The organism is Klebsiella sp. 18074 (genome assembly GCF_902705905.1).
GTDB classification, from domain to species: Bacteria; Pseudomonadota; Gammaproteobacteria; order Enterobacterales; family Enterobacteriaceae; genus Klebsiella; species Klebsiella terrigena.
Map to the genome: position 1 here is coordinate 148,799 of NZ_CACSIS010000011.1, position 16,936 is coordinate 165,734.

The following is a 16,936-nucleotide window of genomic DNA, read 5'->3' on the forward strand; positions in this document are numbered from 1 at the left end:
ATAACAAAACATGATGATGCTCACGTTTTCAGCAACTCTGGCTTGCGGATGTTATCCTTAACTTACTATCTTAAAAGTCTGGACGTCATCGGAACTTCCGAGCGAGACCTGATACGGGATGCATGCCTTTAAAACGCATGTTTCCCGTATCAGGTTTTTTTTTGCCCGGAGAAAAGCATCAACCCCATCTATGAGGCATGTATGAATATTCAGGAGTTGGCTGAAAAGATCCTTTCCGCCGTCGGCGGTGAAAAAAATGTATCAGAAGTCGTTCATTGTGCAACCAGGCTGCGCTTTGAACTCATGGACAACTCGAGGGTGGAAATCCCGCGTCTGGAAAAACTGGACGGTGTGATAACTACCGTGCAGTCAGGAGGACAGTTTCAGGTTGTCATCGGCAATAAGGTGGCAGAGGTTTTTCGGGCACTCGATAGTTTGATTACGCACGATACCAGCAGCAAGTTGAAGACCGTTTCGTCGGGCAAACGTGCACCAGCTCTTAGTCGGTTGGTAGATATCATCTCGTCTATTTTTACGCCACTTCTTGGCGCAATGGCTGCATCAGGTATCATCAAAGGTTTGCTGAGCATTGCATTTGCGAATAACTGGCTGGACAAGAAAGAAACGACAGCGGTGATTCTTCAGTCCACCTCAGACAGTATGTTTTACTTCTTGCCCATTCTGCTTGCCATCACGGCGGCAAGAAAATTCAAAACGGATATTTTTGTTTCGGTGACGATGGCTGGCGCATTGATTTACCCTGATATTGTCGCTTTCTTTACGAATCATACGGATGTCACATTCTTTGGTATTCCGGTCATGATGATGAAGTATACAGGTACTGTACTGCCCGTTATTCTCGCCGTTTATGTCATGTCTTTACTTGAAGGAATGATCAAGGAATATATCCATGAAGCGGTAAGGAACGTGATTTTACCTTTCATTTTACTGTTAGTCATGGTCCCGTTGACATTGATGACTATCGGTCCGATTGGTATATTTGCAAGCGAAGCGGTAGCTGGGGTGTTTGTTAAGATATTCAGTTTTAATCCCATTATTGCCAGCGCATTGTTCGCCGCAGGCTGGCAGATATTCGTTATTTTCGGTATGCACTGGGCATTTACGCCTATTATCATCAACGATATTACCGTGCTGGGAAGAAGCACCCTCAAAGCCTCCACTGTTCCTGCTGTATTTGCGCAATCCGGTGCTGTCCTTGCTGTTCTGTTGAAAACTCGAAATAAGAAAATGAAGACACTTGCCAGTGGTGCGTTCATATCATCCATCTTCGGGATCACTGAACCTGCAGTCTATGGCATTACGTTAAAGCTAAAAAAACCCTTTATCTGTGCTGTTCTAGCATCGGCAGTTGGCGGTGGCATTGTGGGTTATTCCAATAGCGCTGCAATCTCGGTTGGTATTCCTAGCCTTGTAACGCTACCTATATTTTACGGTGAAGGTTTTGTTGGATTACTTATTGGGATAACAACATCTTTTGTGCTGGCCGCAATCCTGACGTATATCGTTGGTTTTGAGGATCCTCAGGAAGAAGAAGATGTGCCCGCTAAAAATGAACGTTCCGAAAAGCCGTATGTACCCGTAAACGCAGTGACATCAATGAATACAGCTGAGGAAATCTATTCACCAGTGAGCGGCACCATTGTTCCATTATTGGATGTCGAGGATAACGTGTTCTCTTCCGGAGTTGTGGGCAATGGGATAGCTATCGAACCTACATCGGGGAGAATTGTGTCACCGGTTAACGGGACCGTGGTTTCCACTCTGGCAAGTGGGCATGCAATACATTTGCTTTCTGACAACGGTGCCGAAGTGCTTATCCATGTGGGCATAGATACCATTCAGCTAGGTGGTAAATTTTTCAAAATGCATGCGACAGAAGGCGATATTGTCAGCAAAGGTGATTTACTGGTCGAATGCGATCTTGCTGAAATTAAGCGCGCAGGGTTTAACACGGTTACACCCATCATTATCACTAATTCCGATAAATATCATATGGTGAGCACTCAGGACCACCCAATAATTCAGTCTGGTGCACCATTGCTAATTCTTTCCACACATTGAGGGAGACAGTATGAAATATAAAAATCTTAAACCATTCCCATGTAATTTTTTCTGGGGTGCATCCACTTCTGCCTATCAGATAGAAGGCGCATGGAATGAAGATGGCAAAGGACCATCGGTGATAGATATGCGCGCAGAATATCCTGAGGGAACGACGGATTTTAAAGTCGCCAGCGACCACTATCATCGCTACAAAGATGATATCCGCGTTCTTGCTGAAATAGGATTCAAGGCATATCGATTTTCTATTGCCTGGACGCGCATATTTCCTCTGGGAGAAGGCGACGTGAATCGTGCGGGGCTCGATTTTTATCACAATCTTATTGATGAGATCCGTAACCATGGAATGGAACCGATTGTCACTATGTACCATTTTGATCTGCCGCAGGCATTACAGGATATTGGCGGCTGGCATAATCGTAGAACGGTTGATGCTTTTGTACGGTATGCCGACGTGTTATTCGATGAGCTGGGGAGTAAGGTCAAGTATTGGCTCACAATCAATGAGCAAAATTTGATGATATTGCAAGGAAATGCGTTAGGTACAGTCGATCCAAAAGTTCAAAATAATAAGAAGCATCTATACCAGCAGAATCACCACATGATGGTTGCTCAGGCTGCAGTGATGGCAAGTCTGCATCGTAAGAACCCGGGTTCGCTGATTGGACCTGCTCCTAACATTGCTTTGATTTATGCTGCAAGTCCCAAACCGGAAGATGTGCTGGCATCTGAAAACTACAACGCAATCCGCAATTGGCTCTATCTGGATATGGCCGTTTATGGGCGATATAATCATCTTGCATGGGCATATCTTGAAGAAAAGGGGTATGTTCCTGATATCGAAGAAGGTGATGAGGAAATTCTTGCAAGTGGCCGGCCAGATTTTATTGCGTTCAATTACTATACTACTCAGACAGTTGAAGCCAGTCGGGGTGATGGGAATGACGAAGTTATCCGGGGTGGGAATAAATTTCTTAAGTCAGGGGAGGACGGCGTTCACCGCGGTTCTTCCAACGGTCATCTTCCTCGAACTCAATTTGGCACTGAAATTGACCCGGTTGGATTTCGTAATACCCTGAGAGCAATTTATAGTCGCTATAATTTACCATTACTGATTACAGAAAATGGCATTGGGGCGTTTGATAAGCTTGAATCTGATGGCACTATAAACGATCAATACCGTATTGATTATTTGAAAGCACATATTGAGCAAATGCAACTGGCTATTACTGACGGCGTCGAGATTATGGGTTATACTCCTTGGTCTGCGATTGATCTCATCTCGACGCACCAGGGTTGTTCAAAAAGATATGGGCTAGTATATGTGAATCGTGACGAATATGATTTGAAAGATTTGAGCCGTATCAGGAAGAAAAGCTCATACTGGTATGAAAACGTCATCGCAAAAAATGGGCTTGATAATAACAGCTAATTTTGAAAAGCGTGGTGCTTCGGCATCACGCTAATACTTATAAATGAAGAAGAATAGATGATAATTCAGAAAATATTAAGTAATAACGCAATCGTTGCTGAAAATGGTAACGGAGAGGTGTTGGTTGCGTTAGGGAAAGGCATTGGATTTGGCAAGAAAGTTGGTGATATGGCAGATGCAAGCAAATTCGATGCTCAATTCTTGCAGCAAGGAAAAAATGTTGATCAGTATTATCATGAACTTTTCAGTCATATACCGGATGACATCATTCAGGTAACGAGAAAAATAGTTTTAATGGTTGAAAGTGAATCAGAAATACTATCTCCATTGTCACTTTTATTGGCCTTAAGTGACCATCTCTATTTTGCTATTTCTCGCGCCAGCAAAAATTTACATCTAAAAAGCCCTTTAGCATGGGACTTGAAAGTTTTTTATCCTAAAGAATATCAGATAGCAACCGACGCCGTCACTCTGATTAATACTATGCTTAAAGAGCAAGTATCTGAAGATGAAGCTGGTTTTATTGCTCTTCATATCATCAGTTCAAGACAGAATGCAAATATACAAGATACGATGAATTCTGCTGAGATGGTTAAAGATATTTTAAATATTATTAAAATACATTTGAAAATTAGCCTTAACGAAAAATCACTCGAGTTTCAAAGAATCGTGACGCATCTGAAGTTTTTTTCTTTACGGATGATAAGTCGTGAGCCTGTAAAAATTGGTGATGATGAAATATATTCTGGGATTAAAGAGAAATTCCCCATAGCATACAGTTGCTCAGAGAAAATTAAAAGTTGGTTAATGGTCAATCACAACTACTCTATGACTCTTGATGAACTGATGTTTCTGACAATTCATATTGAGCGCTTACGCGAAAGCTCTCAATAGTAATGGGTATCATTTAGATGCCAGATGTGATTTTTACAGATTGTTATTTTTTATTAAAGATTCCGCCCAGTAGTCATGTGGATTTATTTAAGCTAGTCAATTTTGCGTACAGATTCTCTGATGACAAGTGTTCCGGATAGCTCTGAATAAACATGCTTTGAGGGTATGTTCAGAATTAACTCAACTGCTTGCTTAAACATTTCTTCAAGCGGTACTTCGAGCGTTGTTAACGCGGGTGAAAAGAAATGTCCAATTTTTGAGTTATCGAAACCCGTTACAGAAATATCTTCTGGAACCGATTTTCCTGTTTCTTTTAGTGCTTTTATTGCGCCCAGGGCCATATCATCATTGCCCGCAAGAATGGCCGTAAACTCTGCTTTTTTTCTCATTAAGTCAACGGTTGCATCATAGCCACTTTGCATACTCCATGTCCCATGGACAATCATATCTTCGGTTACAGCCTGGCCATATTCAGCCATTTTTTCTCGATATGCTTTTTGGCGAGCTGAGTTGCTGCGAGATTTCTTCTTGCCAGAAATATATGCGATTTTACGGTGTCCCATGCTGTATAAAAAATCCATCATTTTCAAACCACCTCTGTAGTGGTCTATGAAAATAGAATTTTCCGCATTGGTTTTTAATTTCTGATTTAATGCCACAATGGGAACAGGGCATGACTTAACTATTTTATCCAGTTCGCGTGCAGTCAGATATTTTGTATAAACCATAATTCCGGCACACTTCATCCCCACTAAAAAATCGATGGCACTAACTTCTTCCTCAGCAGTGTGCTTTCCATCTGCGAAAATGAGACGGTGATCATACTTTTCACAATACTTAGCAGCATTGTAGACCAGGGTTGAAAAGTAGGGGCCATCGTAGACTTCGTTGGTGATAACCAAACCAATCATACTCGTTTTTTGAGTTGCCATCTGCTGCGCAAGGAGGTTCGGCCGGTATCCGGTTTTCTCAATTGCTTTATAAACCAACTCTTTGATTTCTTTTCTGACGACATCTTTGCCATTTAAGACACGGGAAACAGTCGATTTGGACACTCCCGCGCATTTAGCAACGTCAAGCATTGTAATCATTACATCCTCGCTTCATAGAACCGATTTTACTTTTCAATCACAATTTCACATTCCATGCGATGCATAAGTTAATAGTTTTCACTCACTTTAGCAACAGGTACAAAATGTACCCTCTTTGTTGAATATTTATCCTTAATGATTATGTTTTATTTGTTACTTCTGACAATGATTATTCTTCGTTCTCATTATCCTTGCGAATTTTAAGGGGTGTTAATTGAGGTGTCTGTGATGTTAGTCTACGTTTTAAAAGAAAGGCTACCGGCATGATATAATTTAACCTTGCAGGTAAAGGTTGCTCAATGTTCACCTTTACCTGCAAGGTTGTGACATATTGTTATCTAAATTAAGAAGAGTGTTTAATAAAACACTTTTATCAGGATGCTCTTCCTAAATTTCAATGATTAAAACCAGACTTCCCACATTGCACCTACGTTTAAGGAGTCAAGACGGGTGTCTTCAGTATCCGTAATGAGTGCAGTGTGCTGATTATCCACCTGGCCACCGGTGACATAGAACCGCAGCATAGGTCGGAAGTCCGGTCCCATTGCAAACGAGATATTTTGCGAAAGCGTCAGCTTCCAGCCTTTATTGGTGCCGCCTTCATCATATCTGACCTGCTGCCAGCCTGCTTCGAGCCAGGTTGAGTGGATATCGTTCCAGTAATACATCGGGCGCACAATTGCGGCATAGTTTTTACGGCTATCCTCTGGATTTTTACTATTGTCATAATCCTGATATGCGACAAGGTATCTGACCATAGCGTGCGGGTTGAAGGTATACATGCCATCAAAGCTGATATAGGTGGAGTGCAGCCCGTTGGTTTTATTGTAAACACTGTTATCCGAGTTATCAGAATAGCGACTAATAAGCTGATTCATTGAATGGTCAGTGGTATGACTTAGAACCAGTGCACCTTGCCACGCATGTTTACGTTCGTCACTGTCAATCGCTTTTGAATCGAAACCGTAGTTGGCATAAGCAGCAACATCCAGAATGCCTAATTTCATACCATGGATTTTTGACGTTACTGCATAATTACCCTTGTCACCCGTATCTGAACCACCTGTACACGTAATACGCGAGGGGTTATCTCCGGCCTTAACGACCTTCGGATCACAGGACTCTACTGAGCCTACCGCTCCGACATCGAACAAAATGCCATTAATATTAAAATTCTTAATCCCCGCCCCTTGACCGTCATGGTTCATCCACATGTAGTCGTTGATTTCCTGTGACGGCCTTTGATGGAAATCCCTACCTGCCCACAAATAGGAATTGGGTTGAGATTCAAAGAGGTTAGTCACTCCGACGTAGGCTTTTTTCAGATTGAGTTCATCACTCCAGTGCTCAATCATCACATTGGCATCCCAGATAGCGCCATTTTCACCTTTGAACGTCTTGATCAGTGAATACTCTCCGCCATACCCTTGGTTGCCCAGACGCCCAATGCCTGATGATCCATTATAAGAGCCGTCAACTGATACGTACTTCTCGTCACCCGCCTGGTAATGAGCGCCGTAGCGTGCATAAGCCGAGAATTTAAACCCATAAGGGATTGTCATATCCGGAGAAGGCGCTACCGCTGGTGTAGCAACAGATTTGTGTTCTACAGTGATGGGATCAGCTTTGGATTGTTGAACGGTGGTTTTTGCATCCCGTTCGGCCAATGCTTTATCAACAGCTTGTGATATTAATTTCTCTAACTGCTCTTGACTGATATTGATATTTTCCTGAGCGAATACAGAGGCAGGAAGTAATGCGGAAATAATTGCTATCACTATCGGTAATTTTTTTGATGTTCTCATGGTAATTCCATTCTATTGTTTTAGTGACAGGGAAACGTGCAAAGTAGTTTCCTATCGCAATGGTGAAATTATTGTGTGTAACTGATGTGTGGCCAATTCCCAAAAAATATATTAAATGACGGTTTCCCTGCCACTTTGGTTGCTGGTATTAATTGAGTAATAAGTGTGAGTTTATTTTAAGTTGGTATGGTGCAAGTCACCTGAAGAAAATGTGGCGATTATAAAAGAGTGAATGCGGTAGCTTATTCAGCTACCGCGTTAGTTCTTTCTTGTTTAGTTAATTGATGTGAATTTGTAATTCCCCGAGCCTACCAGGACTTTAATAAAACCATCTTCTTTGCCGATGATTTTTAATCCTGGTACAGATTTTAAGTCCACGCCGCTCTCTTTAATAAAAGTATTATCTTTGGCAGGGATATAAATAAATGCTTTGGTGTTCGCAGGAACCGACACATTCAGTTGCCACACGTTATTCAAAATCTCATACGATGCACTGATCTCTCCGCGAACTGTCGGCATTTTCACAGATGCACTCGCCAGCCCTGCTCGTGCAGGTTTAACCTGAAACTCTGCCCAGGCGGGTTTCAGTGGTTGAATGCCAAACAGACTTTCAGGGATGACAATAGCGGGTGATGTGCCCCACGGATGAGAATGACTGACGGTAAAATCATCCGACTCATTCCATGCTTCCATGGTTGAACCGGAACCCAGTTCCATCATGTGTCGCCAGTTGTGGCTGTTATCACGCGGAGTACCATCAGAATTCATGCCTGTCATCTGATTAACTGCCTCTTCTGCCTGCCCATGTTCGGCCATAGCAGTGAGTGCGAACAGGGAACTGTAGACACTGCCTTTGAGCATACGCTGATCGGCGAGGTATTTTGCCGCTCTCACCGCTTGTTCAGGGGACGCTGCACCCAGGGCTGTGACAAATGAACTGGCCTGACTGGAAATGTGGAATTCGCCATTGATATTATCTTTGAACGTATCATGCTGCCGGTCAAAGAATGTTTTTTGAATTCCGCTTCGGGATTTGTTGTACAACGCTGCGTATTTTTGGCTTTCCTCTGCTTTGTTTAACGCGCTTGCTATTTGCGACAGTGCCTTAGTACCTGCATAGAAAAAGACGTTAGTGACATTATGAGTGTCCGAAAATTTATAGCCATCGCGCAGTTTTTTCGGCCAGTCAACAATGTCATGATCCGGTCCCGGGCCACCGTCGCCATAACTGGCGGTAACAATACCTGTTTGTGGATCAAACCCTTTCAACAGTTTGGCTGGGATTTTTGTCTGCAACAGATCAAAGTTTTTCTCGATCAGTTTCCGATCCCCCGTATAGAGGTAATCATTCCAAGCGTTGAGAATGTTATAAACTTTCCACTCCATCGGCCACGTAGAGTTATGAGTTAACCAGTCCACCGAGAATCGGGCGAGGGCATAGTCGGTGTTGAGCGCATAGTTACTCAATTGCTGAATATACGTATCTGCTTCATAGGGGGCTCTTTCGCGATTTGGCGAATCAACGTACAAGTCGTGATTGAGATTTTTAATGGAATCTCGTGAGAATGCCCATATTTTATTGAGTTGTGCGTTAGATGAGTTGAACGTTGCCGCCTGATCATCAAAGGGATACTGCAACGTAAATGTTGTCAGGTAGTTTTGAAGATTTTTTTCGGTAACAAAAGCCGGGAGGCCTGAGATCTGTGCATATCTGAATACGCGGAATCCAAAATGTTCAATCGACTGAGAGCCGTTTTTCAGCGTCCATTCGTCTTTATTATTGATGAGTGCTGCGGTCTGCCATTTCACGTTGTCAGAATCTTTCAGTACTTCACCCGCTTTGATGGTGACAACTTCCCCGCCTTTATTACCCGTATCAATTGCCAGGTTCATACCACCGACGATAGTAACGCCATAATCCAGTAAAAATTGACCATTGGCGGTTTTTTTGACAGTAGCTGGAGAGACAATTTTTTTAGCGAGGTTTTCTGCCGGATAACCCACAAGACTCTCAAGGGCGGGTTTAGTCATAACGGATTGCCACTTTGAATCATCAAAGCCGATATTTTGAAAACCCGAAGGGTATTTGTTTGCATCTATATTTTCGTATGGGTAGCGAAAACCTACCCAAGACGTGGCTTCAGGATCGTGCATATCGCCTGAGTACGGAAAAACAGCGTTCCCGGCCAATGACTTCCACGATTCGTCTGTCGCGATAATTTGCACATCACCATCGGTATAGTAGATGCGTAATTCGGCCATGAATGATTTTTTATCACCATAGCTGAATGCTGAAGCGGAAATCGCATTATCCTGGCCAGACTTGATGTTTTGAGTAACATCGAAAGCGTTATAAAACGTTTTTCCGTCGTAACCACGAACCGGACCCAGACCGACAAATTTCCCATTCAGGTTAACTTTGTAGACGTACTGGCGGGACTCAATAGGATTTGTGCCTGTGGCATAGATAATGGCGCGTTGGATTTGTTTATTTTTAACATTGAATTGTTTACGGAAAAACGCCCAGTCATCTTCCTGCGTATTTTTTTCTGAATGTTGGGCTGTCCAGATTGGCCTGGCACGCCAGTTATCTTTGAGCGCGGTGTCGAAATGGCTTACGGAAGAGAAGGGGCTCACTTCATTTTGCGGGTTCCATGTTTGAACTGCCCAGTAGTATCGTGTCGCCGCAGAAAGATGTGGTCCGCGATAAGTTACTCCGGATGAGTCTGATGTGGCTGTTTTACCAGAATCCCAGAGAAGTTTTTCAGTCGCAATATTGCCACTGGCATCAATAAAATCAGGAGAAGTTGCTACCACCATTCGATATGCCGTCTGCACATCATTACGCTGTGTGCTGTTAAGCACCCAGCTCATTGTGAAGTGATTGAGATCTTCGACGAGTAACGGCTGCTTTTGCAGTTCAAGTCGTAAGTCAGAAGGCTGAGCCTGCGGAACGGCTTTTGCACTTAAAGGAATGAGCATCATCAACATTACAGGGCTAAGACGAAATATTTTAGAAAATTGCATGTCAGTATGACCATTTATAATAGGTTGAGATCAGTGCTTCACTGAGAAGTGTTGCTGCTAAAACTTTTAGTGAATGTCTTACTTCCTTTAGAGGGTCGGACAACTATTTGAACGACCCTCGTATTGTCAGCCTCTTTGTCAGGCCAGGGTCATCACCGGCATACCCTGTCCGACAATTCCCTGTTCCTTCAATTTACTGACAGTAAAATCATCACTATTCACGATAAGAAATGGGGTAGTTAAATCATAACCCGATGCCAGAATGTTCTCTTTTTCAAAAGAGATGAGGGGCGTTCCGGCTTTGACTATGTCGCCCTGTTTTACCTCGGTAGAAAAATACTTACCGTTCAACTTCACAGTATCCAACCCAACGTGGATTAACAGTTCAGCCCCATTCTCGCAGAGCAGTCCAACTGCATGATGAGTGTCAACAGTTGTAGCCACTTGCGCATCGCAGGGTGAGACCACAACCCCTGTTGAAGGCATGAATGCCATCCCGTCACCCAGCAGACCGCCAGAGAAACTTTCATCTTTTACTTCGCTAAGCGGAAGAATCGTGCCTGCAATTGGGCTGGTCAGAGTCAGGGCTGGGGCATTTTCAGGGATAGCGGGAATGACTTTCTTAGGCTCTTTTGGGGAAGTGGTTTTTTCCTCCGGTTCTTTAAATCCGGCAAAAAATACCAACAGGAAGGTGACAGCAACGGCAACCAGTACACCAGCGAGTTCACCGATAAACGACATCGGATTATCTGCACTGATAGCATTCACAATGGTCAGCAAACCCGGCAGACCTGCATATGCGTAATAGTAGCTACCAAAGAAACTGGTCACGACAGCCCCAATAGCACCACCAATGCAACCACAGATGAAGGGTTTTTTGAGTTTAAGGGTTACACCATAGATGGCGGGTTCAGTAATGCCGAATACCCCGGTAAGACCAGCAGAATAAGCAACTGTTTTAAACTCCCGGCGTTTTGATTTAATCGCGCAGGCAAATGCGGCAGCCATCTGTGCGACAACAGCAATTGTCTGAAATGCCTGGAAGGAGTCACGTCCATACATGTCGAAGTTAGCCATAACCACCGGGGTGATACCCCAATGAACACCAAAAATAACGACCACTTGCCACAAACCACCAATGACTGCTGCTGCCAGTGCGGGTGCGGTATCAAACATCCAGTTGTAGCTAATCGCGATTCCGTTTGCGAGACCAGAAGTGACAGGGCCAATCAGGACCAATGTCAGAGGCACCATAATGACAACGCAGATAAGAGGAGTGAATAATGCTGATACAACTTGTGGCAGCAATTTTTCAACAAATTTCTCGAGGTAGGATAATCCCCATACAAGAAACAGTGGCGGGAGAACCGAGGATGTATAGACGGTTTTAGCAAGGGGTAAGTACATGAATGTAATCAGATCCCCTTTTGCTATCTGAGCTGCAATGGTTGCCCAATCAGGGTTAATCAGCGCACAACAGCACAGAAGTGCGATGAACATATTGCACTTGTAATATTTTGATGCAGTGACTGCAATGAAGACCGGCAGAAATGTAAAGGGTGTCCATGAAATGAAGTTAAGAACACTAAAGACCCCTGTGCTCTGAAATGCCGGGAAAAAGTATTTTGCTGTAATTAAAATCCCCTGAAGAATACCTGCAGAGGCAAGGATATAGATAATAGGGGCAAAAACAGATGACATTGCGGATATAACACTATCGATAATCCGTTTCTTTTCGCCGCCGTCCTGAATTTTCGTTGGATCAATATTGCTTGCAAGCGCTTCATATACTTCTGAAACATGCGTGCCAATAACAATCTGAAACTGCCCCCCACTGATCACGACAGTAATAACGCCCGGGAGCTGTTTGATATTCTCAACAGCTCTGGCTGGCGTATCTTTTAACACCAGTCTGAGTCGGGTCGCACAGCGTGCGTAGCTGACAAGGTTTTCCTCACCACCTATCTCGCTGAGTATGTCACTTGCCAGTTTCGAATAATCTCTAATTTTTGCCATTGTGTTGTCCTGAGTTCGATGATTCCTGCAACCGGTTTCAAGAATCATCCTTATGCATACTTTCTGCAACCGGTTTCAACCGAATTTGTGGAAGGCTTCTCATTTTTGTTTCCAGGCTACATGGCTTTATTTGCATGGTGAAAGAAGGTTTAAAGAGCAGGTAATTTAAATTTCACTTGCAGATTTTATCTGTTTTTTTTTGCTTTTATTGTTTATTTATTCATTTTTAATGATTTTTTATTCTTTTTTCTGCATGAGAAATCTGATGTGAAAGCGTGATTCTGGTATGCAGAGAGGAGGTTACTTCTCAGGAGGCGCCGATAAATATTGAAGTTTAGCCTCTTGCGCGAGGAACTCAGTACCCACCAGAAGAACGTGATGTGGTTGAAGCGGTGGAGGATGAGTTTGGTGTCGCGACTATTCAGGTTGTTTCACTTGCCGATCGCTATGGTGGCAAGATTTGTGCTGCGCTGGACAGGCAGCTTCCCCGCTGGAAAGATATTGCAGAGCGCTATGCGAAGGAGGTGGCAACGAGCTGCTGCTTAAACTCAGGAGAATAATTAGGGCAGCCTTTACGCCTGCCGGGAGTCACATTTTTCTGCATATCTGACACTTTGGTTCCCACTACTTATTTGGTGGACACCACTTTGTCGGATGCATCAGATTATGACCAGACGGTTCCCGCTGTACGCTTACTATACACATGCCTTTAAACGATATGCAGATTCGCCGCGCTAAGCCTTAAACGAAAGGTGATCCTACCCACGTAATGTGGACACCGCCCTAAGTGAGGTTTTCGTGTTCAAATTGTTCCGGCCGGAGGCCGCCAAAGGCACTGTGACGGCTGCCAGGCCGAAAACGGATGAGAAACGGTGCGCCGGGCTTTCATGGCAACGGCTGGTGCTCCTTGTTTAGCCGTATCCTGAAATCTCTTAAGAATGTGGTGCGGGGCGTTCTCTCTGGCCGATTGCGGGGAAAACCATTAGGCTCAGATATATCCCACCCCAGTTTCAGCCCCGCAACCAGTGCATCCAAGTCAATAATTTCATTGTTGCCCTGGAAGGTGTAATGCCCGTTCAGCAAAATGTGCTAGCCGGGGGCAGGGATCACTTCTCATTCAAGAGTTTTACCAACTGGTTAATGCCGTCCAGCGATTTTTGCCAGTCAGGCATCCCATCCCAGCATGCCGGAGCGGGAGTGGTTTTGACATACAGGGTCGGAACATCATTAATCAAAAAACCGCCGCTGCGCAGGTAAAAGCCCTGCAGATCGCAAATGCGGCTGTATTTATCCGCCCCTGGCGTCATGAAACTGGCAATTTTTTTCAGGTCCGAGCGGGTGGCTGCCAGCCCTTTTGCTGAGGTATTACTTTTTATCTCATCAGCTACCTGCGCAATGGTGCCTGCCTCGATAGCGTCATCCAGGTTGACGAATTTACCCTGGCTTACCCAGCTGGCCAGGTAACCTGTACAGGTTTTGGCCTTTTCAGTGGCACAGTTGAGCGGTGTCAGCAGGCTGGGGCGAAAATCGACCGTCGCCAGCCCGGATTGTTTCACCTTTGTCAGGTTGCTGACTTCCTCATTAATCAACGTGTTGCAACTCTTGCCGTCATAGTCGGTATTCTGGCAAACCAGCAGGGCAATCGTAGGGATACTGGCTATCTGACAGGCCATTTTATCCTCACCTTTGGGCGTGGCGGAGCAAAAGGTGGAGTAAGGAATATTGGGTTTAATTTTGTCTATTTTGGCGGCTGCCTGAGAGAAATCATCGGCATAGCTGTTACTGACAGAGGCAAACAGCAGTGCGGCGATGCTGGCAGGCAAAAGGTACCGGGTATTCATCGTGTTGCTCCTGTGACTGAGGTTTCGGGGAAAGTGCCAGACGTAGGGCTGGCGGCACGTTGTGCATGATGAGTGCAAATGGCTTTGATCACCTGCTTAACGAGAATATCGGGTGCAGTATCTGGGGAGGATAAAGCAGGGCTAATCGCCAGTTGCTCCGGCTGTGTCACCACGCGCAGCGCTTCGCCGTACATCGCATGAAGCTGCTGCGCGAGCACGGAGTGCTCTACCGGGCAAACCATCGTCACGCTACCGTCCCAGGGGGCCGAGTATTTTGCGGGCGGCGGGAAGTGTTGACTAAAAGCTGTGCCATGGTGAACCGTACGGAGTTGTTGCAACCGCTGGACGTTCTGCGCGTAGTGTGGGTTGGCGGCAATATGTTCTTGCTGGCGACAGTAACCGGCACTCAGGGGATGATAAAGATGCCAGAGTGGGCGCCCTGTGTCGCGGGTGAAGGCCGCCGTGCCCAGCACGCTGACCTTGTGGAACCAGGCATTATCCTCTCCCCCCCAACCCACAAACGTTTCATCCATACCGCCGTGGCGGAGGACAAAATCGGTCCGTGCCAGCACGGCTCCTCCCTGTGCGCCACTGCGTTGCTGGAACACCGGCGAACAGGTTTCTGGTCGACGTTGTTCAGCCTGCACCTGCAGGCTCTCTTCTTCGCCGAGGAAATTGATCGTACTCCAGGGGATCAGGCAGTCGAGTTGCCGCGCCTCGCACTCCTGCCAGGCCAGGCGGATAAAATCTTGCGGCAGCAGTAAATCCGCATCCAGCCACAATAGGTAGCGGGTATGCACAAAAGGTAAGGCGATATTCAGAGCCCGCGCTTTGCTAAATGGCGATGATGTACAGGCGAACAGGTAGTCGTCGGCAAGCTTCGTCGCAACGGCCTGCGCATGAGGCTGGTTATCCAATTCGACAACCAGCACGCGGCGCACGTCAGGCTGCTGTTTAAGCCCAGCCAGCATACATTGCAATGCCGCTATCCGGGGTTTTCCGGCGAACGGCACTATAATGCTCACACCATCATCGAGCTCTGCGGGCGTCGCCAGATGTGGCACGGTGGACGTGTTACGAAGTAGCGGCGCCCGTGGATGCAGAGAAGGCGGTGTGTTACCCAACAGCGCCTGTATCGCCGGTAACCAGAATTGCGGCCATTGCTCGGCAAAATCCCAGTGTTGTTGTAGCCAGGCCCGGTTTTGCAAGCCGCGCTCGCGCAGGAGCTGGGGGCCAAGTGTTATCAGCTCGCTGAGGATATTTTCCAGCGTATCCAGGCTGGCGCAAACAAAAGGGGAGCTGGCGTCAGGGGCACACTGCTGTAAAACGGCGGCAATATCGGGTTTCAGCCCTAAACCATTGACCACCACAGCACCTGCCGCCAGGCCTTCCAGGCTGTTGCGATGGTAGCTGCCGGTGACACACTCATCGATAACGATATGCGCGCGCCGTTTCATCTCCATCGATTGTGTAAAATCGACCTGCCCGGCTTCCAGCGTCAGTAGGCGAAGTGGATAGCGCTGTGCCAGTCGCGTCAGGATAGCCATTGTTCGTTGGTAACCTTTGCCGTGCCAGTACAAACGATGATTGGCCGGGTACTCGTCATGTTTCACACTCGGCGTGTAAGCAATGGTCACCGTGGCCTCTTTCTCGGCATTGTCAAAGAGCGGATTGCACAGTGGCATCGGGTTCGGTACCGCCCGCCACTGTGCGAACTCTTCCAGCGAGGCCTGATATTGCGCTACCACCAGCCCGGGCATGCCGCGCGCGACAAATTGTCGATCGACATTGCTGATGTAATTATGGGCGAGGGTGATCACCGGTTTGTTCGCCAGCAATGCCTTGTGCTGCGGCGCGGTAAAACCGTTATGCACGATCAGCAGATCGGCCGCCTCCAGCAGGGCGCAGGCAATATCCGGCTGTTTTTCCCACTCCACTTCACGCTCAAACCGCATGCCATTCCCATAGTGGTTTGTCGCCCATACGGTGCGGCACCGATGCGGGGTGTAATGTTCGATGCATTCGCTCAACAGTTTTGGCACTCCGACAACTGGCGTGGTGGCATAAGAGACGATATTCAGGGATTTAGTGCTTTTCGCCTGGCGGCCGAAAGCGGAAAGCGACTGGTACGGCAAGGTTTCGACAGCGCTGTGCTGGCTGAGGTTAACCACCTCCACACCATGGCGTGCGGCGGCATCAACCAGCCGGGCGTATTCCTGGCGGATTCTCGGCAGTTCATGGCTGAGCGAGTGACGCCCCGTTTGTGCGAAGAAGTGGTGGTCGGTGAAATCCATGCCGATAAAACCGATGCGTTTAGCGCCCATGAACATTGCCAGGCACGCCGCAACGTAGGTGGAGTTACGGGTGTAAGGCAACGAATGACGGTCGTTTATCTCCACGCCGCCGTATTGCCCCAGCATGAAACGCACCATCACCGGATGCGCAATATCCAGTGCAAGATGGCTGAATATCGCTTTCGCCTGTGATTGCTCGATATGCGCAAAGCGCTCGGGGGTGAACTGATGGCGTGAGTTGAGCACGACCAGGTAATCCGGATGAAATTTACGGCCAATGTCGTTTACGCCAATGGTCAGGTAGTGCTCCGCGTCGTGCAACTGGTTGAGTGAGTTACCGCAGCCGCACACCAATATGGTTTCGCCGGCGTGGCGCTGATAATAGTCCGCGAAATTTGCCGGCAAGGTGGGCGGTTGAACTAGCGACTGGGCACTTTCCATCGGCTTTCCTTGT

The 16,936-nt window shown here is 46.4% G+C and carries 9 protein-coding genes and 1 pseudogene; 4 read left to right on the forward strand and 6 right to left on the reverse strand.

The window, feature by feature from the left end; translation table 11 throughout:
* Positions 1-201: 201 nt before the first annotated feature.
* The 3 genes from GVK32_RS13110 to GVK32_RS13120 are packed head-to-tail and all read left to right on the forward strand — an operon-like array spanning position 202 to position 4,408.
* On the forward strand, positions 202-2,082 hold the full coding sequence (locus GVK32_RS13110) for a beta-glucoside-specific PTS transporter subunit IIABC (RefSeq protein ID WP_159868313.1): 1,881 nt from the start codon (positions 202-204) through the stop codon (positions 2,080-2,082).
* A 10-nt stretch (positions 2,083-2,092) separates the two neighbouring features.
* Positions 2,093-3,514, forward strand: a complete 1,422-nt coding sequence (locus tag GVK32_RS13115) for a glycoside hydrolase family 1 protein (RefSeq protein ID WP_159868316.1) — start codon at positions 2,093-2,095, stop codon at positions 3,512-3,514.
* A gap of 57 nt (positions 3,515-3,571) precedes the next feature.
* Complete coding sequence (locus tag GVK32_RS13120; RefSeq protein WP_159868319.1) at positions 3,572-4,408, forward strand: PRD domain-containing protein; 837 nt, start codon at positions 3,572-3,574, stop codon at positions 4,406-4,408.
* Between the two features lie 92 nt (positions 4,409-4,500).
* On the opposite strand, the gene GVK32_RS13125 is transcribed toward GVK32_RS13120, so the two are convergent.
* From GVK32_RS13125 to GVK32_RS13140, 4 genes are all read right to left on the reverse strand, one after another.
* Positions 4,501-5,499 carry a LacI family DNA-binding transcriptional regulator gene (locus GVK32_RS13125; RefSeq protein ID WP_159868322.1) on the reverse strand — a complete coding sequence of 333 codons (999 nt, stop codon included), beginning with the start codon at positions 5,497-5,499 and terminating at the stop codon, positions 4,501-4,503.
* A 401-nt stretch (positions 5,500-5,900) separates the two neighbouring features.
* Positions 5,901-7,304, reverse strand: coding sequence for a carbohydrate porin (locus tag GVK32_RS13130; protein ID WP_159868325.1), 1,404 nt, complete (start codon positions 7,302-7,304; stop codon positions 5,901-5,903).
* A 273-nt stretch (positions 7,305-7,577) separates the two neighbouring features.
* Positions 7,578-10,331: a family 78 glycoside hydrolase catalytic domain gene (locus tag GVK32_RS13135; RefSeq protein WP_159868328.1), complete on the reverse strand. Its 2,754-nt coding sequence runs from the start codon at positions 10,329-10,331 to the stop codon at positions 7,578-7,580.
* A gap of 138 nt (positions 10,332-10,469) precedes the next feature.
* On the reverse strand, positions 10,470-12,347 hold the full coding sequence (locus tag GVK32_RS13140) for a glucose PTS transporter subunit IIA (protein ID WP_159868331.1): 1,878 nt from the start codon (positions 12,345-12,347) through the stop codon (positions 10,470-10,472).
* A 314-nt stretch (positions 12,348-12,661) separates the two neighbouring features.
* Between GVK32_RS13140 and GVK32_RS13145 the strand changes: the two are divergent.
* Positions 12,662-12,838, forward strand: a pseudogene (locus GVK32_RS13145) (nucleotidyl transferase AbiEii/AbiGii toxin family protein); the annotation flags it as partial.
* Positions 12,839-13,453: 615 nt separating this feature from the next.
* Here GVK32_RS13145 and GVK32_RS13150 read toward each other — a convergent pair.
* Both GVK32_RS13150 and GVK32_RS13155 read right to left on the reverse strand, forming a co-directional pair.
* Positions 13,454-14,188 (reverse strand): hypothetical protein, encoded by a 735-nt coding sequence (locus tag GVK32_RS13150; RefSeq protein WP_123754788.1) that lies wholly within the window; start codon positions 14,186-14,188, stop codon positions 13,454-13,456.
* Positions 14,185-16,923, reverse strand: a complete 2,739-nt coding sequence (locus tag GVK32_RS13155) for a glycosyltransferase (RefSeq protein ID WP_159868334.1) — start codon at positions 16,921-16,923, stop codon at positions 14,185-14,187. The genes GVK32_RS13150 and GVK32_RS13155 overlap by 4 nt, the downstream gene beginning before the upstream one ends.
* Positions 16,924-16,936 lie beyond the last annotated feature (13 nt).

Excerpts from the sequence above, each read along its gene's own strand:
- GVK32_RS13110 (WP_159868313.1), top strand. The coding sequence starts at position 202 with ATGAATATTCAGGAGTTGGCTGAAAAGATCCTTTCCGCCGTCGGCGGT.
- GVK32_RS13150 (WP_123754788.1), bottom strand. The coding sequence starts at position 14,188 with ATGAATACCCGGTACCTTTTGCCTGCCAGCATCGCCGCACTGCTGTTT.
- GVK32_RS13120 (WP_159868319.1), top strand. The coding sequence starts at position 3,572 with ATGATAATTCAGAAAATATTAAGTAATAACGCAATCGTTGCTGAAAAT.
- GVK32_RS13135 (WP_159868328.1), bottom strand. The coding sequence starts at position 10,331 with ATGCAATTTTCTAAAATATTTCGTCTTAGCCCTGTAATGTTGATGATG.
- GVK32_RS13130 (WP_159868325.1), bottom strand. The coding sequence starts at position 7,304 with ATGAGAACATCAAAAAAATTACCGATAGTGATAGCAATTATTTCCGCA.
- GVK32_RS13140 (WP_159868331.1), bottom strand. The coding sequence starts at position 12,347 with ATGGCAAAAATTAGAGATTATTCGAAACTGGCAAGTGACATACTCAGC.
- GVK32_RS13125 (WP_159868322.1), bottom strand. The coding sequence starts at position 5,499 with ATGATTACAATGCTTGACGTTGCTAAATGCGCGGGAGTGTCCAAATCG.
- GVK32_RS13115 (WP_159868316.1), top strand. The coding sequence starts at position 2,093 with ATGAAATATAAAAATCTTAAACCATTCCCATGTAATTTTTTCTGGGGT.
- GVK32_RS13155 (WP_159868334.1), bottom strand. The coding sequence starts at position 16,923 with ATGGAAAGTGCCCAGTCGCTAGTTCAACCGCCCACCTTGCCGGCAAAT.